The following is a 21,515-nucleotide window of genomic DNA, read 5'->3' on the forward strand; positions in this document are numbered from 1 at the left end:
GAGGTCCCGCCCCTGGGGTCAGGACCCTAAACGAGTTCGACCTCGACGACCCCGGGAACCGCCCGCATGGCGGCAGCGATCTGTGGCGAAATGCGGTATCGGTTGGGCAGACCAACCTCGATCTCACCCTGCCCGCCTTCCTTGATGACGACGAGGCTGACCTGGGCGTCACCGCGCTGTGTCAGTTGCGATGAGATTGCGGCCAGCGGCTTCGGATCGCGCAGGTAGATGCGCAACGCCTTCTGCATCCGACAGGCCTCTTCCTCCAGGGATTGCACGGCCTGGATGCGCAGATTGACGCCTTCCGGCCTGTTCTCCGCGCCCACCATGATGACCACCGAGGAGCCTGCTTCCAACAGATCGCGGTACTGCGCCAGTGCCTCGGAGAACAGCACCGCCTCATACTGTCCCGTAGCATCGGAAAGCTGGATGATGCCCATCTTGTTGCCGGTGCGCGTGCGCCGTTCCTGTTTGGACGTAACGGTGCCGGCAAGGCGGCCGGCACTGGCGCCACGCTTCACGGCAGCCTGGAAATCACCCCAGTTCTGCACCCGCATCTTTTCCAGAATCTCGGCATATTCATCCAGCGGATGCGCCGAGAGATAACAGCCGACCACCTGGAATTCACGGTGAAGCTTGTCGGCAGCCGACCATGGCTCGACCGTCGGCAGATGTATTGTCTGTGGCTCGCCGCCACCCGACATCCCGAAAATATCGCCCTGCCCCATGGCTGCATCTTCCGCAGCGCGTGCAGCCATGCCCATCAACCGGTCGATGCCGCCAAAGAGAGCCGCACGGTCGTGTCCAAAACAGTCGAAGGCACCGGCCTGGATGAGACTTTCAAAGACGCGCTTTCCAACAATCTTCGGATCGATGCGAGCGCAGAAATCCTCCAGGCTCTCGAACTGCTTCTCATTGCGTTTTTCGACAATGTGCTCGACCGCAGCGTCGCCGACGCCCTTGATCGCGGCCAGAGCATAATAAATCCTGTTCTCGCCCACCTCGAACGGACGATGCGATGTCAAAACCGAAGGCGAAACCACCTCGATGCCGAGCCGCATGGCGTCGCGCCGGAAGTCGTTGAGCTTGTCCGTATTGGCCATGTCGTAGGTCATGGACGCGGCCAGAAACTCGACCGGGTAATGCGCCTTCAGATAGGCCGTCTGATAAGAAACGATGGCATAGGCGGCCGCATGCGACTTGTTGAAGCCATAGTCGGCGAACTTGGCCAGAAGGTCGAAAATGAAATCGGCCTGCTGCTTCGAAACACCACGCTCGGTCGCACCCTTCACGAAGATGCCCCGCTGCTTTTCCATTTCGGCGCGGATCTTCTTGCCCATGGCGCGGCGCAAAAGATCGGCCTGTCCGAGCGTGTAGCCGGCGAGCTCCTGCGCGATCTGCATCACCTGCTCCTGGTAGACGATGACGCCCTGCGTCTCCTTTACCAGATGGTCGATCTTGGGATGGATCGAGGCGATTTCCTCTTCACCATGCTTGCGCGCATTGTAGGTCGGGATGTTCTCCATCGGACCCGGACGGTAAAGCGCCACGAGCGCGATGATGTCCTCGATCCGGTCCGGCTTCATGCCGATCAGCGCCTTGCGCATGCCCGCCGATTCCACCTGGAACACGCCGACTGTCTCACCGCGTGAGAGCATTGCGTAAGTGTCCGGATCATCAAGCGGTATGCGCGACAGGTCGATCTCGATCCCACGCCGGCGGATGAGCTTCACAGCCGTTTCCAGAACCGTCAGCGTTTTCAGGCCAAGAAAGTCGAACTTGACCAGTCCCGCCTGCTCGACCCATTTCATGTTGAACTGGGTGACCGGCATGTCGGACCGCGGGTCTCGATACATCGGAACCAGTTCCGACAGCGGCCGGTCGCCGATCACGATGCCGGCAGCGTGCGTCGAGGCGTGGCGGTAGAGGCCTTCCAGCTTCTGAGCGTAGTCGAGAAGCGTGCCGACAATCGGCTCCTTCTCCACCTCTTCAGCGAAGCGCGGCTCGTCCTCGATGGCCTTGGGCAATGGTGTCGGGTTGGCCGGATTGGACGGCACCATCTTGCAGAGCCTGTCCACCTGTCCGTAGGGCATCTGCAGCACGCGACCGACATCGCGCAGCACGGCGCGTGCCTGCAGCGTACCGAAGGTGATGATCTGCCCCACCTGATCGCGGCCATACTTCTCCTGCACGTAGCGGATCACCTCTTCGCGGCGGTCCTGACAAAAGTCGATATCGAAGTCGGGCATCGACACGCGGTCTGGATTGAGGAAGCGCTCGAACAGCAGCGAGAACCGCAGCGGATCCACATCCGTGATTGTCAGCGCATAGGCCACCAGCGAGCCGGCACCCGAACCACGTCCCGGTCCCACGGGGATGTCCTGCGCCTTGGCCCATTTGATGAAGTCCGAAACGATCAGGAAGTAACCCGGAAACTTCATGCGTTCGATAATGCCGAGCTCATAATCGAGCCGTTCGACATAGGTCTCGCGCGTATAGCCTTCCGCTAGTCCCTGCGTTTCGATCCGGCGTTCCAGCCCCTCATGAGCCTGCCGCCGCAATTCATCGGCTTCGGCCTGAAGAGCAGCTTCCGCATCGGCTGCATCCGCCCCCGTAAACCGCGGCAGGATCGGCGGATGCGTCTGCGTAAAATAGGAACAGCGCCGGGCAATCTCGATCGTGTTGTCGATGGCCTCGGGCAGATCGGAAAAGAGCCGCGCCATCTCGGCCTGGCTCTTCAGATAATTGTCCGGCGTGAGTTGCCGACGATCATCCATGGCGATGACCGCGCCCTCGGCGATGGCGATCAGCGCGTCATGAGCCTCAAAGTCGTCACGGGCCGGAAAAAATGCCTCGTTGGTGGCAACCAGCGGCAATTCATGCCTGTAGGCAAGCTCGACAGCGGCCGCCTCCAGAGTGCGGTCATAGCCTTCAAAGCGCTCCAGTTCCACATAGAGCCGGTTGCCAAAACACTCTTTCAGGAACAGAAGACGCTGCTCGGCCACCTCCGGGCGGTCGGCCTTCAGCGCAGCCCCAATCGGTCCACGTGGACCACCGCTCAGGCAGATAATGCCTCCGGAAAGCTCGGTCAGCCATTCGGTGGTGATGTGGGTGGCCGCACCCGGCTCGTTTTCCAGATAGGCCCGGCTGACCAGCCGGACGAGATTGGCATAGCCTTCCCCGGTCGCGGCAATCAGAACCAGCGGCTCATACTGGGAGCCGCCCTTTCGACTGTTGCCGCGGCGGCTTTCCGCCAGCGCATCCTCAAACGCACAATCAAGCTGACAGCCGACGATCGGCTGCAGCCCTTCCTTGGAAGCTTTCTGCGAGAACTCAAGCGCGCCGAACAGATTGTTGGTGTCGGTGATGGCGATGGCAGGCGCTTCGTCCTTCAGCGCATGGCCGATGATCTTGCCAAGGGGCAACGCGCCTTCGAGCAGCGAATAGGCCGAGTGCACCCTCAGATGGATGAAAGGTCGCTCGGGCCTGTTTCTCTCACGCTCCGCTGCCGCGAAAATCGGATCGCGCAAACGCCTGTCGCTCGCCATGAATTGCTGCCGCTCGGTTCCTGAAGACTCAACGCCTTATTGTTCCGCATCGAGCTGAATGGGTAAAGGCCCGCAGACGGGCAGCACACGGCTTTATGAAGGTCAGACCGGGACGGTGAGAACGCTCTCAATTGCAGAGGCTAGGTCTGAAGGCCGCTCGACGACGGCCAACGCGCCTGCCTGTTCAAGTTCGACCCTGTCACCAAAGCCCCATAAAACACCGATTGCAGGCACTCCGTTCGCCTTGCCACCGGCAACATCGTGCAGCCGGTCACCGATCATCACGGCATTGGCAGCGTCAATCGGCTCGCTCGCCAGAATGTGCCGGATCAGGTCCGCCTTGTCGGCATTGGTGCCATCGGGTGCTGAGCCATGGACCGCATCGAAATATTCCGAAATGCCGAAATGAGCGAGGATGTCCCTGCTGTAAGACTCCAGCTTCGATGTCGCAAGCGACAGGAAATACCCCGTCTCCACACAGTGAGCGAGCACGTCCCTGATGCCTGGTATGATCTCGTTCTCGAATTTCCCAACCCGTTGATAACGCTCGCGGTAGTGCCCCACGGCCTCCCAGATGCGTGCCTCGTCGTCCGTCTCGAGAAAGGCGGCAAAGGTCACCTGCAATGGTGGCCCTATATGGGAGCGGATGGCATCATCGTCGGGCGCGGTGCGCCCCATCTTTTCCATCGCGTGGCGGATTCCATTGGAAATGCCGGCGAACGGGTTCGTCAGCGTGCCGTCGAGGTCGAACAGCACGGCTGCCCGCTTTTCATTCTCCGCCATTTTGGGAAGGCTCCTATTCGAATTCCATGATGACCGCATCCACGGCGAGGCTGTCACCGGGCGCGGCATTGATCTTTGCCACCATCCCGTCGCGCTCGGCACGCAGGACATTCTCCATCTTCATCGCCTCGACAATGGCGAGGGTTTCACCCGCCTTGACCTCCTGTCCCTCGGCGACTGCGACGGACACGACCAGTCCAGGCATCGGGCAAAGCAGCATCTTCGACGTGTCAGGCGCTTCGCGCACGGGCATCAACCGGTCAAGCTCGGCAATACGCGGCAGCATAACGCGGGCATCAGCAGAGACGCCCTGCCACGCAAGCCTCACACCATTCAGAATGTGCCGCACCTGAACCGCAACCATGCGGCCATTGACCTCGCCCTCCCAGACAGGCTCGCCCGGACGCCAGGAAGAGCGCACGGTCACCGGATCGGCATCGCCGATGCGGATATCCATTTCCAGCGGGATCGAGATCATGCCCTCGACAAGGCTGACGGACAGATAGTCGTCATCCAGCCGCACCACCCAGTCACGCTTCAGCTCGCCCGAATGCGGCGCGAGACGGCCCGTCAGCCGGTCCAGCCGGTCACGCCGCAGAAGTTCTACGGCCAGCGCCACCGCAGCCAGCACCGTGCGCTCGCCCGCCATAGGCGATGGCGGCGCAAAACCATCGGGAAACTCCTCCGCGATGAAACCGGTCGACAGACGCCCTTCACGCCAGCGCGGATGGCTCATCAGAGCCGCGAGGAACGGTATGTTGTGCTCGATCCCGTCGATCACGAAACGGTCCAGCGCCTCGCTCATCGCGTTGATCGCGTCCAGCCGCTCCGGCGCCCAGGTGCAGAGCTTGGCGATCATAGGATCGTAGAACATGGAAATTTCCGACCCCTCCGTCACCCCCGTGTCGTTGCGCAGCACGGCATCGCCAAAACGGCCCTCCTCCGGCGGACGGTAGCGGGTCAGCCTGCCGATGGAGGGCAGAAAGTTTCGCACCGGGTCTTCTGCATAGATGCGGCTTTCAACGGCCCAGCCATTGAGCTTGATGTCCTCCTGACCGAAGGACAACGCCTCGCCTGCCGCCACCCGCAGCATCTGCTCCACCAGGTCGATGCCGGTGACAAGCTCGGTCACCGGATGCTCCACCTGAAGGCGCGTGTTCATTTCCAGAAAGTAGAAATTGCGGTTCTTGTCGACGATGAACTCGACCGTGCCAGCACTCTGATAATCAACGGCTTTTGCCAGCGCCACCGACTGTGCGCCCATGGCCGCGCGCGTCTCGGCATCCAGGAAGGGCGACGGGGCCTCCTCCACGACTTTCTGGTTGCGGCGCTGTATGGAGCACTCGCGCTCGCCGAGGTAGAGGCAGTTGCCCTGTGCATCGGCCAACACCTGTATCTCGATGTGGCGCGGCTCCTCGATGAATTTCTCGATAAAGATCCGGTCATCGCCGAAGGATGATGCCGCTTCCGATCTGGACCGGGCAAAACCTTCACGCGCTTCCGCATCGTTCCACGCGATCCGCATGCCCTTGCCGCCACCGCCGGCCGACGCCTTGATCATCACCGGATAACCGATTTCACCGGCGATCTTCACCGCATGTTCGGCGTCTTCGATCAGCCCCATGAAACCCGGAACCGTTGACACCCCGGCCTCTGCGGCAATCTTCTTGGACGTGATCTTGTCACCCATGGCCTGAATGGCCTTCGGCTTGGGGCCGATGAAGACAATGCCCTCCGCCTCAAGCTTCTCGCAGAACGCAGCATTCTCTGACAGAAAACCGTAGCCCGGATGCACGGCCTCCGCACCTGTCTGCTTGCAGGCAGCAATGATCCGTTCACCCAACAGATAGCTCTGATTGGCGGCAGCCGGGCCGATATGCACCGCCTCGTCTGCCATCTCCACATGCACGGCATCCGCATCCGCGTCGGAATAGACCGCAACGGTGGCGATGCCCATCCTCCTCGCTGTCTTCATGACCCGGCAGGCGATTTCACCGCGATTGGCGACGAGGATCTTCTTGAACATGAACGGTGTTTCCCCCCACGAGCGACGTTGTTTCTGTTTTATGGCTTTGCATGCTCCCGCTCAAGCGTTTCACACGATTGTCGCATGAGAAGCGGGTTTGTCAGATTGCGTCATCCTATGGCCGGTTCGGGCTTGCGGGATATAACAATTCCTGAAACTTTCGCCCGAAACTTTCGTCTTAGATTCCGGACTTGCAGGAGAATTGTCCATGAAAACCCGCGCCGCTGTTGCCGTTCAGGCAGGAAAGCCACTTGAAATCATGGAGGTCGACCTCGAAGGCCCGCGCGAAGGCGAAGTGCTGATCGAGGTGAAGGCGACCGGCATCTGCCATACGGATGAGTTCACCCTCTCCGGCGCAGATCCGGAAGGCATCTTCCCGGCGATTCTTGGCCATGAAGGCGCTGGCGTCGTCGTCGATGTCGGCCCCGGCGTGACCAGCCTCAGGAAGGGCGATCACGTGATCCCGCTCTACACGCCCGAGTGCCGCGCGTGCCCCTCCTGCCTGTCGCAGAAAACCAATCTGTGTACCGCGATCCGCTCCACCCAGGGTCAGGGGCTGATGCCGGACGGCACGAGCCGCTTCTCTCTGAACGGTGAGAAGATCCACCACTATATGGGCTGCTCGACTTTCTCGAACTTCACAGTCCTGCCCGAGATCGCGGTCGCCAAGGTCAATCCCGACGCGCCCTTCGACAAGATCTGCTACATTGGCTGCGGCGTGACCACGGGCGTTGGCGCGGTCATCAACACGGCAAAAGTCGAGATCGGCTCGACGGCCATCGTCTTCGGCCTCGGCGGCATCGGCCTCAACGTGATTCAGGGTCTCCGGCTTGCCGGCGCGGACATGATCATCGGTGTGGACCTGAACAACGACAAGAAGGAATGGGGCGAGAAATTCGGCATGACGCATTTCGTCAATCCGAAGGAGGTCGGCGAGGACATCGTTCCCTATCTCGTCAACCTGACCAAGCGCGGTGCGGACCAGATCGGCGGCGCGGACTACACGTTCGACTGCACGGGCAATGTCCACGTGATGCGTCAGGCGCTGGAAAGCGCGCATCGCGGCTGGGGCGAGTCCATCATCATCGGCGTGGCCGGTGCGGGTCAGGAAATCTCCACCCGTCCCTTCCAACTGGTCACCGGACGCACCTGGAAAGGCACCGCCTTCGGCGGCGCGCGCGGCCGCACGGACGTGCCCAAGATCGTCGACTGGTACATGGAGGGCAAGATCGACATCGACCCGATGATCACGCACACCCTGTCGCTCGAAGAGATCAACAAGGGCTTCGATCTCATGCATGCGGGCGAATCCATCCGCTCCGTGGTGGTGTACTGAGGCCGGATCCTTGCCGACCATCTATGTGGATGCAGACGCCTGTCCGGTGAAACCGGAAGCAGCCCGTGTCGCCGAGCGGCACGGGCTTGTCATCGTCTATGTCTCCAATGGCGGGCTGCGCCCCTCACGCGATCCCATGGTTCGGCATGTGGTGGTGCCCGGCACCGCCGACGCCGCCGACGACTGGATCGTGGAGAATGCCGTGGCCGGCGACATCGCCATCACGGCGGACGTGCCGCTGGCCGCGCGCCTGGTGGAGATGGACGTGCACGTGCTCGGCCCCACCGGCCGCCCGTTTACGCCTGAAACCATCGGCATGGCCGTTGCCATGCGCAACCTCAAGCAGGATCTGCGCGAATCCGGCGAGATCAAGGGATACAATCCCGGCTTCACCGCACGCGACCGCTCCGACTTCCTGCAGGCGCTCGACCGCACCGTGCGCCGCGCTTTGAAAGAAAACAGGGACTAACCTCATGAAGACCGTCTCCACCGCCCGCTCCCATGGCGGCGTCCAGGGCGTTTACAGCCACACTTCCAAGACCTGCCAGTGCGACATGACCTTCGCCGTGTTCATGCCGCCGCAGGCAGCCAGCGGCCCCTGCCCGGTCCTGTGGTATCTGTCAGGCCTCACCTGCACGCACGCCAATGTCATGGACAAGGGCGAATACCGCCGCATGGCCGCCGAACTCGGCATGATCGTGGTCTGCCCGGACACGAGCCCGCGCGGCGATGACGTGCCCGACGAGGCGGACAACTGGCAGTTCGGCAAGGGCGCAGGCTTCTATGTGGACGCCACGCAGGAGCCCTTCGCCAAAAACTACCGCATGTATTCCTACATCACCGAGGAACTGCCGGTACTGATCGCCGAAAACTTCCCGGCGGACATGGATCGCCAGGGCATATTCGGGCATTCCATGGGTGGCCATGGCGCGCTGACCATCGCGCTTAAAAACCCGGACCGCTTCAGGAGCTGCTCCGCCTTCGCCCCGATCGTCGAACCCTCGACGGCGGGCTGGTCGAAACCGGCGCTGGAGAAATATCTGGGAACGGACGAAGCCGCATGGCGCGGACACGACGCCTGCGCGCTCGTTGCCGATGGCGCACGCTTTCCCGAATTCCTGATCGATCAGGGTACGGCGGACAGCTTTCTGGACGAAGGTCTGCGCCCATGGCTGTTCGAAGAAGCCTGCCAAAGGGCTGGCGTTCCACTCACGCTCAACATGCGTGAGGGCTACGACCACTCCTACTTCTTCATCTCAACCTTCATGGACGACCACCTCGCCTGGCACGCAAAACGCCTCGCAGCCGGCTATCCTGAATCCCGAGCGTCCTGAATCAATACGTGAAGCCGATGAATCTCCATCTTACATTCTTCGTCTAACTCTCTGCCACGAAAACGCTTTTCAGCCACACCCCAATCGGCGCGCTGGCACAAGGTTGTGCCGGCGCGTCACTTCCGGCATGCTCCCCCGAGAAATCCCGCCATCAGACGGGTCATCCAGCCAAAGATGCTCGACAGAAAAAACGGAGGTGCAAACCGGTGCAGGACACCGTACATATCTATACAGATTCACCCGACCGCGACACGATGGGCGGTCGTCTTTCCAGAGCACGCGACGCCGTCGGCTTCTCGGTCTCCGAACTCGCCCGCCGCCTCGGCGTGAAGGCTACGACGATACAGGCCTGGGAAAGCGACCGCTCGCAGCCCCGCGCCAATCGCCTTGCAATGCTTGCGGGTGTCCTGAATGTGAGCCTCTCATGGCTTCTCCATGGCGTGGGCGTCTCGCCGGCAGACGAAAGCCGCTCCGAGCTCGTCAATGCCGTCTCGGCCAATCTGAAGCGTATCCGCAAACTTCAGGACGAGACGAACCGCCTCGTCACCCAGATCGAGGCCGATCTTGCCCGCGCCGCAGGTGCAGGCTGATAATCAGCAGATGCGAACCGCCGGTGTATTGTGCACAGAAACCATCATGCAAGGGCCACGGCCCGCGTTATGGCAGGTGACAAACACATCCGCCTGCGCTAGTTTCCAGCCGTCGAGGGCAGAAGCCCTGCCTGTCTGCGGGAGAGATCCAAACCGGATAGAACCGGGGCGGACGCCGAAGGGGAAATCGCCCGAAATCTCTCAGGCAAAAGAACCGTAGACGGGTCAAGACACTCTGGAAAGTCGGGGAGCGATCCCCGCGCCGAAGGTGTAAGCGTGGTCGACAGGGTTCCGGCTGCGCGAGTCTCTCAGGCTTCCGACAGAGGGGCACGAACATGCCGCTGACCGCGGCATGCGTGCGATTCTGGAGGAATGATGAGCGACACGAAACCCCAAAAACATTTGCCGCTGGAAGCGCTGCATGAAGATGCCGGCGCGCGTTTCGGCGCATTCGCCGGCTGGCGCATGCCGCTGACCTACCCTGCCGGCGTCATGAAAGAACACCTGCACACGCGCGAAAGTGCCGGCCTGTTCGACATCTCCCACATGCAGCTTTTCGAGGTCGAAGGCGCCGGTGCCGCCGATTTCCTGTCGCGCGCCTGCCCGCTCGATGCAGCAGCCCTGAGAGAAGGTCAGTCAAAATACACCGTCCTTCTCAATGAGAAGGCCGGCATCATCGACGATCTGATCGTCACCCGCCTTGGCGCAAATCGCTTCATGGTGGTTGCAAACGCTGGCAATGCCGACAAGGACGAAGCCCATTTCCGCGCCATCGCTGGAGATTTCGACGTCTCGTTCACGCCACTCGAACGTGTTCTACTGGCACTGCAGGGCCCGGATGCAGAGGCCGTCATGATCGCTGCCGGCCTCGATCTGAGCGACCTTACCTTCATGACCGGCACGAAGCCGCGCGAGGGCTGGTTTGCTGCCCGCTCGGGCTATACCGGTGAAGACGGCTTCGAGGTCGCCCTGCCCCTCGATGAAGCCGAGCGCTTCGCCCGCAAGCTGCTCGACGATGACCGCGTTCAATGGGTCGGTCTTGCAGCCCGCGACAGCCTGCGCCTGGAAGCGGGTCTTTGCCTGCACGGCCAGGATCTGGACGAAAACACCGACCCGGCAAGCGCCGCGATCCTGTGGGCGGTTCCAAAGGCGCTGCGCGAGGAAGGCAAATTCATTGGCGCGCAGGCTCTGCAGAAGATCATCGCAGATGGCGCAAGGGAAAAACGCGTCGGCCTGAAGCCGGAAGGACGCCAGCCCGTGCGCGCCGGCGCACCGCTCATCAACGAGGCGGGCGAGAAGATCGGCCGCGTCACCTCCGGTGGCTTTGGCCCCTCGGCGGGTCATCCGGTCGCCATGGGTTATGTCGCAAAAACGCTCTCCGAACCCGGCACCCGCCTTTTCACCGAAGTGCGCGGCAATCGCATCGCACTTGATGTCCACTCCCTTCCCTTCACGCCGCAGCGCTACAAAAAAGGATAACAGCCAGATGAGCCAGACCTATTTCACAGAAGATCACGAGTGGATCAAAGTCGAGAACGGCGTCGCAACCGTCGGCATCACCGACTATGCGCAGGAACAGCTTGGCGATCTGGTCTTTGTCGAGTTGCCGGAAGCCGGCGCCACGCTTTCCAAGGGTGACACCGCCGTCGTGGTCGAATCCGTCAAGGCCGCATCCGATGTCTATGCGCCCGCCGATGGCGAAGTCGCGGAAGTGAACGACGCCCTGACCAGCGAGCCCGCCCTCATCAACTCCGCCCCCACCGGCGATGGCTGGCTCTGGAAAATGAAGCTCTCCGATGAGAGTCAGCTTGAAGGTCTCATGGACGAAGCCGCCTACAAGGCGTCCATTGCCTGAGGAAACATCATGCCCCAGAACAACGTTCCTTTTGCCGCCCGCCATATCGGCCCGCGTGGGGAAGAAACCAAGGCCATCCTGGCGGCCCTTGGCGTTCCCTCGCTCGAAACACTGATCACGCAGGCGGTCCCGAATTCCATTCGTCTCGGACGCCCGCTCGAGCTGCCGCCGGCCGCCAGCGAAGCCGAGGCGCTTGCCGAGCTTGGCGCCGCCATGCGCCAGAACAGGGTGCTGAAAAGCTTCATCGGCGCCGGCTATCACGGCGTGAAGGTACCCCCGGTCATCCAGCGCAACCTGTTTGAAAACCCCGCCTGGTACACGGCCTACACGCCATACCAGTCGGAGATCAGCCAGGGCCGCCTGGAACTCCTGTTCCATTTTCAGACACTGGTGACGGAACTGACCGGCCTGCCGGTTGCCTCTGCGTCCCTGCTGGACGAAGGCTCGGCCGTCGCCGAAGCGGTGGGCATCGCCTGGCGGCACCACCGTTCCAGGCGCAACAGGCTGGCATTTGCCGGTGACCTCCATCCGCAGACGCGCGATGTGGTTGTCACCCGTGCCGAGCCGCTTGGCATCGAGGTCGATGGCGACACGATCGACGATGACACCTTTGCCCTCATCGTCCCGTGGGCCGACACCTATGGCATCTATGGCGACCACAGCGCCCTCATCGCCAAAGCGAAGGACAAGGGTGCCATCGTCATCATGGTCGCCGACCCGCTCGGCCTGCTTTTGAGCGAAACGCCGGCAGCGCTCGGCGCGGATATCGCCGTTGGTTCGATGCAGCGTTTTGGCGTGCCGATGGGCTTTGGCGGTCCGCACGCAGCCTATTGCGCCGTATCGGACAAGCTGACGCGCCTCATGCCCGGCCGTCTCGTCGGCCAGTCGGTCGATGCGCATGGCCGTCCGGGCTACCGTCTGGCGCTGCAGACCCGTGAGCAGCACATCCGCCGCGACAAGGCGACCTCCAACATCTGCACCGCACAGGCGCTGCTTGCGAATATGGCAGCCGCGTTCGCCATCTGGCACGGCCCGGAAGGGCTCGCGGCAATCGCCGAAACGGTTCACGGGCGTGCTGCGCGTCTGCATGCCGCACTGAAGGCCGCAGGCGTAAAACTTGCGGGCGACGTGATCTTCGATACGGTCACCGCCACCGTTCCGGGCAAGGCAGAAGAGATCGCCAGAAAAGCAGAGGCCGACGGGCGGCTCCTGCGTGTCATTGACGCCGACCGGATCGCCATCAACATGGATGAAACCACGGACGAGGACGATCTTGCGGCCCTTGCGACCCTGTTCGGTGCGACCTTGCCGGAAACGGCGCCCCGGCTTGCCCCAGCCACAGCGCGCGGCGAAGGCTTCCTCACCCAGCCGGACTTCCATTCGCACCGCTCGGAAACAGAGATGATGCGCTTCCTGCGCAGGCTCGCCGACAAGGATCTTGCGCTCGACCGCGCCATGATCCCGCTCGGCTCCTGCACCATGAAGCTCAACGCCGCCGCCGAGATGATGCCCGTGAGCTGGCCGGAAGTGGGTGGTCTTCATCCCTTCGCCCCGCAAGAGCACACGGTTGGCTATCGCCGCATGATCGACGATCTGGACCGCTGGCTCTCGGAAATCACCGGCTTCGATGCAGTCTCGCTGCAGCCCAATGCCGGCAGCCAGGGCGAATATGCAGGCCTTCTGGCCATCCGCCGCTACCACGCCGAGCGTGGCGAAGGCGACCGCGACATCTGCCTTATCCCCTCCTCCGCCCATGGCACCAACCCGGCGTCTGCCTCCATGGCCGGCATGCAGGTGGTGGTCGTGCGCTGCACGGAAGATGGCAATATCGATCAGGACGACCTGAAGGCGAAGGCGGAAGAGCATGCCGACAGGCTGGCGGCGCTGATGCTGACCTACCCGTCGACCCATGGTGTGTTCGAGGAAGGCGTGCGCGACATGTGCGCGGTGATCCACGAGCATGGCGGCCAGGTCTATTTCGACGGCGCCAATCTCAACGCCATGGTCGGGCTTGCCCGTCCGGGTGATCTGGGTGCGGATGTCTGCCACCTGAACCTGCACAAGACCTTCTGCATTCCCCATGGCGGCGGTGGACCGGGCGTCGGCCCCATCGGCGTCAAGGCGCATCTGAAGCCCTTCGTGCCGGGGCATGTGGCGCTCGGCAGCAGCCATGCGGTGGCGGCAGCCCCCTATGGCAGCGCGTCGATCCTGCCGATCACGTGGATGTATATCCGCATGATGGGCGGCGACGGCCTCAAGCGGGCGACGGAAACCGCGATCCTCAACGCCAACTACATCGCCCACAGCCTGAAAGAGCACTACCCGGTGCTCTACAAGGGCCGCAACGACCGTGTCGCGCATGAGTGCATTCTCGACACGCGGGTCTTCAAGGATCGCGCCGGCATCACAGTCGACGACATCGCAAAGCGGCTGATCGATTATGGCTTCCACGCCCCGACCATGAGCTTCCCAGTTGCGGGCACGCTGATGGTGGAGCCGACGGAATCGGAGCCGAAGAGCGAAGTCGACCGCTTCTGTCAGGCGATGATCTCCATCGCTGAGGAAGCTGCGAAGGTGGAAAAGGGCGAATGGCCGAAGGATGACAATCCGCTCACCAATGCACCGCACACCGCGATGGAGCTGATGGGTGACGAGTGGACACACCCCTACAGCCGCAGCGAAGCCGCCTTCCCCGAAGGTTCGCTGGCGTCCGCATCCAAATACTGGCCGCCGGTCTCGCGCGTCGATAATGTCAGCGGCGACCGCAATCTCGTCTGCGCCTGCCCGCCCATCGAGGCACTGGCAAGCTAACCAGCACGAAACGGATCATCTCCCCATCTGGGGAGATGATCGCTCATTTTTGCCGCACCTCTTGGCTGAGGCCCGCGCTTTCTGGTAGAGCGTCGTCCACACACTCCGAACGGAACCGGAACAGGCTTCGCTTTGCCTTGCAAACCATGGCAAACTGCGATGTGATTCGCGGACAGGACACCACACGCTTCATGGACGACAACAACGACCTTTTCGCCGGAATGACCGCCAATGTGGAACGTGCGAAGGCACCGGAGCCGGCAGCGCCCGAGCGCAAGCCCGCTGCGCGCCCAGCACCGTCTGCATCGCCCGATGCTTCCAGCGATGGGTACAGCGCGGCCGACATTGAGGTTCTGGAAGGCCTTGAGCCCGTCCGTCGCCGTCCCGGCATGTATATCGGCGGCACCGACGACAAAGCGCTGCATCACCTGTTCGCCGAAGTCATCGACAACTCCATGGATGAGGCTGTGGCCGGCCACGCCACCTTCATTGAAGTGGAGCTTGATGCGGAAGGCTATCTCGCCGTCACCGACAATGGTCGCGGCATCCCGGTGGACCCGCACCCGAAATTCAAGGACAAGTCGGCTCTCGAAGTCATCATGACGACGCTGCACGCCGGTGGTAAATTCGATTCCAAGGTCTACGAAACCTCCGGCGGCCTTCACGGCGTTGGCGTGTCCGTAGTCAACGCCCTGTCCGAACTCCTTCAGGTTGAGGTTGCCCGCAATCGCCAGCTCTTCCGCCAGACCTTTTCGCGCGGCCTGCCGCAGGGCGGGCTTGAAAAGCTTGGCGACGTTCACAACCGGCGCGGCACGAGGGTGCGGTTCAAGCCAGACGAACAGATCTTCGGCAAGGGCGCGAAATTCGAACCCGCACGCCTCTACCGCATGGCGCGGTCCAAAGCCTATCTCTTTGGCGGTGTCGAAATACGCTGGGTCTGCGCGCCCGAGCTGATTGGCGAAAAGGACGAAACGCCGGAAAAGGCGACCTTCCACTTCCCAGGTGGTCTCAAGGACTATCTGAACGCCTCGCTGGACGGCCAGTTTCAGGTCACGAAGGAAGTGTTCTCCGGCCGTAGCGAAAAGAACTCCGGTCATGGCGCGGTTGAATGGGCGATCACCTGGTATGGCGGCGACGCCATGCTCAATTCCTACTGTAACACCGTGCCCACGCCGGAGGGCGGGACGCACGAGACCGGTTTCCGCAATGCGCTTCTGCGTGGTCTGCGCGGCTATGCCGAACTCACTGGCAACAAGCGGGCCTCCATCATCACCTCCGAAGACGTGATGATCTCGGCCGCCGGCATGCTCTCGGTCTTTGTGCGCGAGCCGGAATTCGTCGGCCAGACCAAGGACAAGCTGGCGACGGCAGCTGCGATGCGCATTGTCGAAAACGCCGTGCGCGATCCCTTCGATCACTGGCTGGCCGAAAACCCGCAGGAAGCCTCCAAGCTCCTCGAATGGGTCGTCGCCCGCGCCGACGAGCGCCTGCGCCGCCGTCAGGAGCGCGAGGTCAGCCGCAAGAGCGCCGTGCGCAAGCTGCGCCTTCCCGGAAAGCTCGCCGACTGCACTATGGGTGCGGCAGCGGGTGCCGAAATCTTCATCGTCGAGGGTGACTCGGCCGGTGGCTCCGCCAAACAGGCGCGCAACCGCGCCAGCCAGGCCGTTCTGCCGCTGCGCGGCAAGATCCTGAACGTCGCCAGCGCCGGCACGGGCAAGCTCGCCGCTAACCAGCAGATATCCGACATCACCCAGGCGCTCGGCTGCGGCACGCGCTCGAAATACCGCGAAGACGACCTTCGCTACGACCGCGTCATCATCATGACCGACGCCGACGTCGACGGCGCGCACATTGCTTCTCTGCTGATTACCTTTTTCTATCAGGAAATGCCGCAGCTCATCGAAAACGGGCATCTCTACATGGCTGTGCCCCCGCTCTACCGCATCAGCCAGGGCGGCAAGACCATGTATGCGCGCGATGATGCGCATAAGGACGAACTTCTGGAAACCGAGTTCACCGGTCGCGGCAAGGTCGAGATCGGCCGTTTCAAGGGCCTTGGCGAGATGATGGCGAGCCAGCTCAAGGAAACGACCATGGACCCTGCCAAGCGAACATTGCTACGTGTTACGGTCCTGGGCGGTCAGGAAGCAACGAAGAGCACGATCGATTCCCTGATGGGGACGAAGCCCGAGGCGCGTTTCCGCTTTATCCAGGAAAATGCCGAGTTCGCAGAAGAGCTGGATATTTGAATTTTCTGCGGGTTCAGGCAGCAGCGATAGCCTGCGCCTGCACGCGGGCGTTTTCACGCAGCGCGTCGAGATGGATGGACCTCAGAAGGCCGGCCAGTTCAGCAGCATCCTGTACCGGGCCCGGCTGTCCGGGCGTTGCACCGATACTCTCCAGCATCAGCCATGAGACTTCCTGTGCGCCCGCCAGGCGTTTTCCCTGCGCCACTTCGCGCCAGACGGACAGAGCCCGGATGATGGGCCGGTGAACGGGCTTTGCGAGCCCTGCCTTTTGCAACAGCGCAGCCATCGCCAGGTCGCGGCCATTCACCAGAAGCCCGCTGATCCGGGCCAAAGGCTGCCCTGTCAGGACCATGAGCACATGACCGAAGAAATCGATCTTGCCATGCGCCACCAACCTGACGATGAAACTGGTTGTCAGGTCTCCGCGAATGCGCAGATGCTCAACCATTGCTCCGTGCTCTTCCGGATCGATGGTCTCGATCAATGTGAGTGAAGCTCGTATACATGCGTCCCGCGTCAGCTTTTCCGCCCGTGCCGCCCCTACCAGTGCCCGCACGAGCGGCGCGTCGCGCAGGGCTTCTCCGAGCTGCGTCAAAAGCACATGGCGGCAATCGGAGGGAAGACGGGGGTCGGCAGCCAACGCCTCGCGCAAAGGTGCATTGCTCCCATGGCGCTCGATCATGCGGCGGAAGCTCACGGCTGCAATGTCTGCGCTCGGGTTTTCGGCCAATGCCAGACAAGCCTCGAGCGATCCAACCTCGGCGATGGCCGCCGAGACACTCATGCTCAATTGGGGACGTCGCGCTATAAGGCATTGCGTCCCCCCGCGCCCGTCAGCCACCCGGTCGATCAGGTCGGGGTCGGACAAGACCGGCGAGCGGGCCAGGATCGGCGCGGCAACATCCGGCTGATCCGCCGCCAGGGCCGCCACCACCTGCACCGGCGCGTGCCGGCTCATGGAGAGCGCCTCCGCCAGCGCAGACCGCACTTTTGAAGAAGGATCGTCAAGCAGGGCTGTCAGCGCCGCCTCGGCGGCGTAGCGATCCTCGAACGGAAGCTCTCCGTCGAGATAGGCTCTAGCAAGAGCTGCCGCCGCGCCCGCGCGTTCAGCCACTTTTGCCGTCTGCGTCCACTTGAGAAAATGCTGAACCACCTGCACCGAAGTCACACTCCCGCCCTGTCTGAACCGAACCTAGCGCGAATTCGTATAGGAAACGTTTACCATAAGTGCCCGCTTGCAGGGTGCGGCCGGCCCGCCTATCAAGAAGCTGAAGATCGTTTCGGAGCAGGACGGGAGGAGCGGAATGGCCGGCCTTTATCTTCAGGAGTTCCAGCCGGGACAGGTGTTTCAGCACACGCTGCGCAAAAGCGTCACCGAAAGCGACAACATGCTGTTTTCGACCATGACGCTGAACCCCCAGCCACTGCACATCGATTTCGCCTTTGCCGAGAAGACCGAATGGGGCAAGCCGCTGGTCAATTCCCTCTTCACCCTCGGCCTGATGATCGGCATTTCCGTCCACGACACCACACTCGGCACGACAGTGGCCAATCTCGGAATGACCGAAACCAGCTTTCCCCACCCGGTGTTCCATGGCGACACCATCCGCGTGGAGACAGAGGTGAAATCCGTGCGCGAATCGAAATCCCGGCCCGATCGCGGCATCGTGGAATTCGAGCACCGCGCCTACAATCAGGATGACAGGCTGGTGGCCCGCTGCCTGCGCCAGGCGATGATCCTCAAAAAGAGAGATGCCTGATGCGCTCACTGCTCTTCGTGCCCGGTGATTCTGAACGCAAGCTCGAAAAGGCCATCAGTTCGCAGAGCGATGTCCTGATCGCCGATCTCGAAGATTCGGTCAGCCTCGACAGCAAGGCAGAGGGGCGACGCATCACCGCAGTCTTCCTTCAGTCGGCGCGCTCGCGCACGAATGCTCAGCTTTACGTTAGGGTGAACGACCTTGCGACCGGATTGACCGAAGACGATCTGGCTGTCGTCATGAAGGGCCGGCCGGATGGCATCATGCTCCCCAAGGCCGAAGGCGGGAATGACGTCGCGCGTCTCGCAGCGGCGCTGCGTGTTCACGAAGCAGAAAACGGGATCGAAGACGGCCGCACGCGCATCCTGCCGATCATCACGGAAACGGCGCTGGGCGTTCTCAACGCCGCCAGCTATCGGGGTTCCAGCGACCGGCTGGCCGGGTTGACCTGGGGCGCGGAAGACCTGTCGGCCCATATTGGCGCGCTTGCTGCGCGCCATGAAGACGGAAGCTATACGCCGCTCTTTCAGCTCGCCCGCAACATGACGCTTCTGGCGGCTGCGGCGGCAGGCGTTCCAGCGATCGACACCGTGTTCCCGAACTTCTCGGATACAGAGGCTTTCACAAGGGATTGCCAACTGGCTGCCCGTGACGGTTTCGTTGCCAAAATGGCCATTCACCCTGCGCAGGTCGAACCGATCAATACCATCTTCACGCCCTCGGATGAAGAGGTGGCAAAGGCCCGCGCCGTGGTGGAAGCCTTTTCAGCCGCCGGCAATGCCGGCGTGGTCAACATCGGCGGGCGGATGTATGACCGCCCGCACCTCGCCCTTGCCGAACGCGTTCTCGCACGCGCGGCTGAGGCATCATCGGCCTGACAAAGACATTAACCGTCCTTCCACTGCGGGCGCGTCATCTGAAAGACCTCGGTCACAGTCGAATAGTCGCGATACCCCAGGCGTGCCATATTGCCGGCTGCCACCGCATCGAACAGCCCGTCTTTCAGCACCGCCTCGCTGATATGGACGCCCACCACCTCCCCGGTAACGACAATCACGCCAGCCGGTGAACCGTCGAGCCCCAGCGGGTGTCGCACCTCGGTCACCCTGCATTCGAGCGCCGCATGGCATTCGGCAACACGTGGCGGTTTCACAAGCAGCGAGGGTGCTTCCGTGAGCCCCGCATAGGCGAACTCGCTGACACCGCGCGGCGCATCGACGGAACTGGCATTCAGCTGCTCCGCCAGATGATGACTGGCAAGATTCACGACAAACTCGCCGGTCTCTTCTGCATGCGTGGCGCTGTCCTTCGCCCCTTCCGAGGAAAAAAACACCAGATGCGGATTGGACGAAATCGCATTGAAAAAGGAATAGGGTGCCAGATTGGCCTCCCCCTCCTTCGACAGTGTGGAAATCCACCCGATCGGGCGGGGCGACACTATGGCCTTGAACGGATCGTGCGGCAGGCCATGCCCCTTGGACGGTTCGTAAAACATCACGCCTCCCACATCACGCCTCCCATGGCCCGGCATAGTCGGAAACGATGGTCTTGAGCTCCGGACGCGGGCGCTCCTGAAGCTCCACATCATAGGAACCGATATGCACGAACCCGACCACCCGTTCGCGCGGTGCAAGTCCCAGAATGCGACGGCCTTCGGCATCGTCCGAATACCAGTTGGTGATGAGATTCGTGCCGTAGCCCAGCGCATTCGCAGCAATCATGAGATTCATCGCAGCCATGCCGCCGGACAGGAACATCTCCCATTCGGGAATGGTCGGGCTCTCCTTCGGCACGCAGACCACGCCAATGACCAGCGGTGCACGCGAAAAGCGGGTCCGCTCCTGCTCGATCCGCGGCTCGGGCAACGCACCCTCGCGCTCAATGGCGCGTGCGGCCAGCGCCTCCCCGATCTGCCTGCGCACATCGCCACGATAAATAATGAAACGCCATGGCGTCAGCCGACCGTGATCGGGCACACGCGAGGCCACCGTCAATATGGTCTCGATTTCCTTATCGGTCGGTGCCGGTTCCGCAAGATCCTTCACCGGCGTAGAGCGGCGCGCAAGCATGAAATCAAGCACGGATGGGTGCAATTGTCTGTCTCCTGTGGGATATGCATGGCCTGAAACAGCCAGGACGGTTTGTACAAGCTGGCGGGTCGTGGAAACCAGATCGCACAAACGCCTTGAAATTGCCACCGCCTTGGGCTTCATGTCGGACATGCGCAGTCCTTTAAGAACGACACTTTCCATTCTCGCCCTGTGTGCCCCGTTCCTGATGGCGCTTCCCGCCTATGCACAGGATGATGCGGCAAATGCCGTCGATGGTCTGCGCCTGCCCGGCCTCAACAATTACGCTCCTGCCTCGGTGGACGATGCACTGGCTATTGCCGATACCGGCGAGGTCACGCTCGTCGCTCATTTGAACGAAGGCGGCGAGGAAATCCCCAATGGTCTTGTCTGGCGCATTTTTGGAACGCAGCCGGGCGCCGACGAAAAGCTTCCGCTCGTTGCCACAGCGCGCGGCGGCAACGGTGTTTTCCAGCTTGCGCCGGGCAGTTACCTCGTCCACGCAGCCTACGGTCGCGCCGGCGTCACCAAACGCATCACCGTCGGTCGTGAGCCGGTGCGCGAGGATCTCTTTCTCGATGCGGGCGGGCTCAAGCTGAACGCGATCCTGCCTGGCGGCGTACGAATTCCGCAGAACCAGCTCCGCTTCTCGATCTACGAGGCGAGCGAAGACAATATTGGCGATGGAACCCTGATATTGCCCAATGTCGAGCCGGGCAGCATCGTGCGCCTCAATGCCGGCACCTACCATGTCGTGGCGAAATATGGAGCGATGAACGCCGTCATCCGCTCCGATATCCGTGTCGAGGCCGGAAAGCTGACTGAGGCAACGGTCGAACACCGCGCTGCCGACCTTACCATGAAGCTTGTCCGTGAACGCGGCGGCGAAGCCATCGCCGACACTGCGTGGTCCGTACTCACCGACACCGGTGAAATCGTCTACGAGACGGTCAGCGCCTATGCCTCAATGGTGCTCGCTGAAGGCGACTACACCATTGTCGCCAAGAACCGCGACCGCATCTACCAGCGCGACTTTTCGGTCGTGCCCGGCCGCAATCAGGACGTGGAACTGCTTCCGACGGACCTGCTCGACACGCGAAACCAGTTTCCCGACTGATTCCCCCTCAAATGAAAAAAGCCGCGCAAAAGTACGG

General features: G+C 62.0%; 17 protein-coding genes and 1 riboswitch. Of the genes, 11 read left to right on the top strand and 6 right to left on the bottom strand.

Annotated features, from left to right (window positions below; all coding sequences use genetic code 11):
• Positions 1–26: 26 nt before the first annotated feature.
• From dnaE to AC07E3_RS01470, 3 genes are all read right to left on the bottom strand, one after another.
• Positions 27–3,548, bottom strand: coding sequence for a DNA polymerase III subunit alpha (gene dnaE / locus AC07E3_RS01460; RefSeq protein WP_478360084.1), 3,522 nt, complete (start codon positions 3,546–3,548; stop codon positions 27–29).
• Between the two features lie 102 nt (positions 3,549–3,650).
• Positions 3,651–4,331 carry an HAD hydrolase-like protein gene (locus tag AC07E3_RS01465; RefSeq protein WP_478360085.1) on the bottom strand — a complete coding sequence of 227 codons (681 nt, stop codon included), beginning with the start codon at positions 4,329–4,331 and terminating at the stop codon, positions 3,651–3,653.
• Between the two features lie 13 nt (positions 4,332–4,344).
• On the bottom strand, positions 4,345–6,357 hold the full coding sequence (locus tag AC07E3_RS01470) for an acetyl-CoA carboxylase biotin carboxylase subunit (RefSeq protein WP_478360086.1): 2,013 nt from the start codon (positions 6,355–6,357) through the stop codon (positions 4,345–4,347).
• A 208-nt stretch (positions 6,358–6,565) separates the two neighbouring features.
• Here AC07E3_RS01470 and AC07E3_RS01475 point away from each other — a divergent pair, with 208 nt between their 5' ends.
• From AC07E3_RS01475 to parE, 8 genes are all read left to right on the top strand, one after another.
• Positions 6,566–7,693 carry an S-(hydroxymethyl)glutathione dehydrogenase/class III alcohol dehydrogenase gene (locus AC07E3_RS01475; protein ID WP_478360087.1) on the top strand — a complete coding sequence of 376 codons (1,128 nt, stop codon included), beginning with the start codon at positions 6,566–6,568 and terminating at the stop codon, positions 7,691–7,693.
• Complete coding sequence (locus AC07E3_RS01480; RefSeq protein ID WP_478360088.1) at positions 7,656–8,162, top strand: YaiI/YqxD family protein; 507 nt, start codon at positions 7,656–7,658, stop codon at positions 8,160–8,162. Before AC07E3_RS01475 ends, AC07E3_RS01480 begins: the two co-directional genes overlap by 38 nt.
• A gap of 4 nt (positions 8,163–8,166) precedes the next feature.
• Positions 8,167–9,027: an S-formylglutathione hydrolase gene (gene fghA / locus AC07E3_RS01485; protein ID WP_478360089.1), complete on the top strand. Its 861-nt coding sequence runs from the start codon at positions 8,167–8,169 to the stop codon at positions 9,025–9,027.
• A 206-nt stretch (positions 9,028–9,233) separates the two neighbouring features.
• Entirely contained in the window at positions 9,234–9,617 is a 384-nt protein-coding gene (locus tag AC07E3_RS01490; protein WP_336068479.1) for a helix-turn-helix domain-containing protein, read from the top strand.
• 128 nt (positions 9,618–9,745) lie between these two features.
• Positions 9,746–9,844: riboswitch (glycine riboswitch) on the top strand.
• 148 nt (positions 9,845–9,992) lie between these two features.
• Positions 9,993–11,096 (top strand): glycine cleavage system aminomethyltransferase GcvT, encoded by a 1,104-nt coding sequence (gene gcvT / locus AC07E3_RS01495; protein WP_478360090.1) that lies wholly within the window; start codon positions 9,993–9,995, stop codon positions 11,094–11,096.
• Positions 11,097–11,103: 7 nt separating this feature from the next.
• Complete coding sequence (gene gcvH / locus AC07E3_RS01500) at positions 11,104–11,472, top strand: glycine cleavage system protein GcvH (protein WP_478360091.1); 369 nt, start codon at positions 11,104–11,106, stop codon at positions 11,470–11,472.
• 9 nt (positions 11,473–11,481) lie between these two features.
• Positions 11,482–14,283, top strand: coding sequence for an aminomethyl-transferring glycine dehydrogenase (gcvP, locus tag AC07E3_RS01505; RefSeq protein WP_478360092.1), 2,802 nt, complete (start codon positions 11,482–11,484; stop codon positions 14,281–14,283).
• A 191-nt stretch (positions 14,284–14,474) separates the two neighbouring features.
• Positions 14,475–16,532 carry a DNA topoisomerase IV subunit B gene (parE, locus tag AC07E3_RS01510; RefSeq protein WP_336068468.1) on the top strand — a complete coding sequence of 686 codons (2,058 nt, stop codon included), beginning with the start codon at positions 14,475–14,477 and terminating at the stop codon, positions 16,530–16,532.
• 13 nt (positions 16,533–16,545) lie between these two features.
• Here parE and AC07E3_RS01515 read toward each other — a convergent pair whose 3' ends face one another.
• A complete protein-coding gene (locus AC07E3_RS01515; protein ID WP_478360093.1) occupies positions 16,546–17,691 on the bottom strand; it encodes a DUF2336 domain-containing protein in 1,146 nt (381 codons plus the stop codon).
• Between the two features lie 145 nt (positions 17,692–17,836).
• Between AC07E3_RS01515 and AC07E3_RS01520 the strand changes: the two genes are divergently transcribed.
• Entirely contained in the window at positions 17,837–18,292 is a 456-nt protein-coding gene (locus AC07E3_RS01520; protein WP_349367089.1) for a MaoC family dehydratase, read from the top strand.
• Positions 18,292–19,170 (top strand): HpcH/HpaI aldolase/citrate lyase family protein, encoded by an 879-nt coding sequence (locus AC07E3_RS01525; protein ID WP_336068463.1) that lies wholly within the window; start codon positions 18,292–18,294, stop codon positions 19,168–19,170. The genes AC07E3_RS01520 and AC07E3_RS01525 overlap by 1 nt, the downstream gene beginning before the upstream one ends.
• A gap of 8 nt (positions 19,171–19,178) precedes the next feature.
• On the opposite strand, the gene AC07E3_RS01530 is transcribed toward AC07E3_RS01525, so the two are convergent.
• Both AC07E3_RS01530 and AC07E3_RS01535 read right to left on the bottom strand, forming a co-directional pair.
• Positions 19,179–19,787, bottom strand: coding sequence for a flavin reductase family protein (locus AC07E3_RS01530; RefSeq protein WP_090329874.1), 609 nt, complete (start codon positions 19,785–19,787; stop codon positions 19,179–19,181).
• A 13-nt stretch (positions 19,788–19,800) separates the two neighbouring features.
• A complete protein-coding gene (locus AC07E3_RS01535; protein ID WP_478360134.1) occupies positions 19,801–20,361 on the bottom strand; it encodes a nitroreductase family protein in 561 nt (186 codons plus the stop codon).
• A 208-nt stretch (positions 20,362–20,569) separates the two neighbouring features.
• Between AC07E3_RS01535 and AC07E3_RS01540 the strand changes: the two genes are divergently transcribed.
• Positions 20,570–21,478, top strand: a complete 909-nt coding sequence (locus tag AC07E3_RS01540) for a hypothetical protein (protein ID WP_065815381.1) — start codon at positions 20,570–20,572, stop codon at positions 21,476–21,478.
• The last annotated feature ends 37 nt before the right edge of the window (positions 21,479–21,515 follow it).

Source organism: Nitratireductor lacus, assembly GCF_056431025.1.

What these genes read in the sequence shown, in the direction of transcription:
- dnaE (WP_478360084.1), bottom strand. Translation starts at nt 3,548, where the DNA reads ATGGCGAGCGACAGGCGTTTGCGCGATCCGATTTTCGCGGCAGCGGAG.
- AC07E3_RS01465 (WP_478360085.1), bottom strand. Translation starts at nt 4,331, where the DNA reads ATGGCGGAGAATGAAAAGCGGGCAGCCGTGCTGTTCGACCTCGACGGC.
- AC07E3_RS01470 (WP_478360086.1), bottom strand. Translation starts at nt 6,357, where the DNA reads ATGTTCAAGAAGATCCTCGTCGCCAATCGCGGTGAAATCGCCTGCCGG.
- AC07E3_RS01475 (WP_478360087.1), top strand. Translation starts at nt 6,566, where the DNA reads ATGAAAACCCGCGCCGCTGTTGCCGTTCAGGCAGGAAAGCCACTTGAA.
- AC07E3_RS01480 (WP_478360088.1), top strand. Translation starts at nt 7,656, where the DNA reads ATGCGGGCGAATCCATCCGCTCCGTGGTGGTGTACTGAGGCCGGATCC.
- fghA (WP_478360089.1), top strand. Translation starts at nt 8,167, where the DNA reads ATGAAGACCGTCTCCACCGCCCGCTCCCATGGCGGCGTCCAGGGCGTT.
- gcvT (WP_478360090.1), top strand. Translation starts at nt 9,993, where the DNA reads ATGAGCGACACGAAACCCCAAAAACATTTGCCGCTGGAAGCGCTGCAT.
- gcvH (WP_478360091.1), top strand. Translation starts at nt 11,104, where the DNA reads ATGAGCCAGACCTATTTCACAGAAGATCACGAGTGGATCAAAGTCGAG.
- gcvP (WP_478360092.1), top strand. Translation starts at nt 11,482, where the DNA reads ATGCCCCAGAACAACGTTCCTTTTGCCGCCCGCCATATCGGCCCGCGT.
- parE (WP_336068468.1), top strand. Translation starts at nt 14,475, where the DNA reads ATGGACGACAACAACGACCTTTTCGCCGGAATGACCGCCAATGTGGAA.
- AC07E3_RS01520 (WP_349367089.1), top strand. Translation starts at nt 17,837, where the DNA reads ATGGCCGGCCTTTATCTTCAGGAGTTCCAGCCGGGACAGGTGTTTCAG.
- AC07E3_RS01525 (WP_336068463.1), top strand. Translation starts at nt 18,292, where the DNA reads ATGCGCTCACTGCTCTTCGTGCCCGGTGATTCTGAACGCAAGCTCGAA.
- AC07E3_RS01530 (WP_090329874.1), bottom strand. Translation starts at nt 19,787, where the DNA reads ATGTTTTACGAACCGTCCAAGGGGCATGGCCTGCCGCACGATCCGTTC.
- AC07E3_RS01535 (WP_478360134.1), bottom strand. Translation starts at nt 20,361, where the DNA reads ATGCTTGCGCGCCGCTCTACGCCGGTGAAGGATCTTGCGGAACCGGCA.
- AC07E3_RS01540 (WP_065815381.1), top strand. Translation starts at nt 20,570, where the DNA reads ATGGCGCTTCCCGCCTATGCACAGGATGATGCGGCAAATGCCGTCGAT.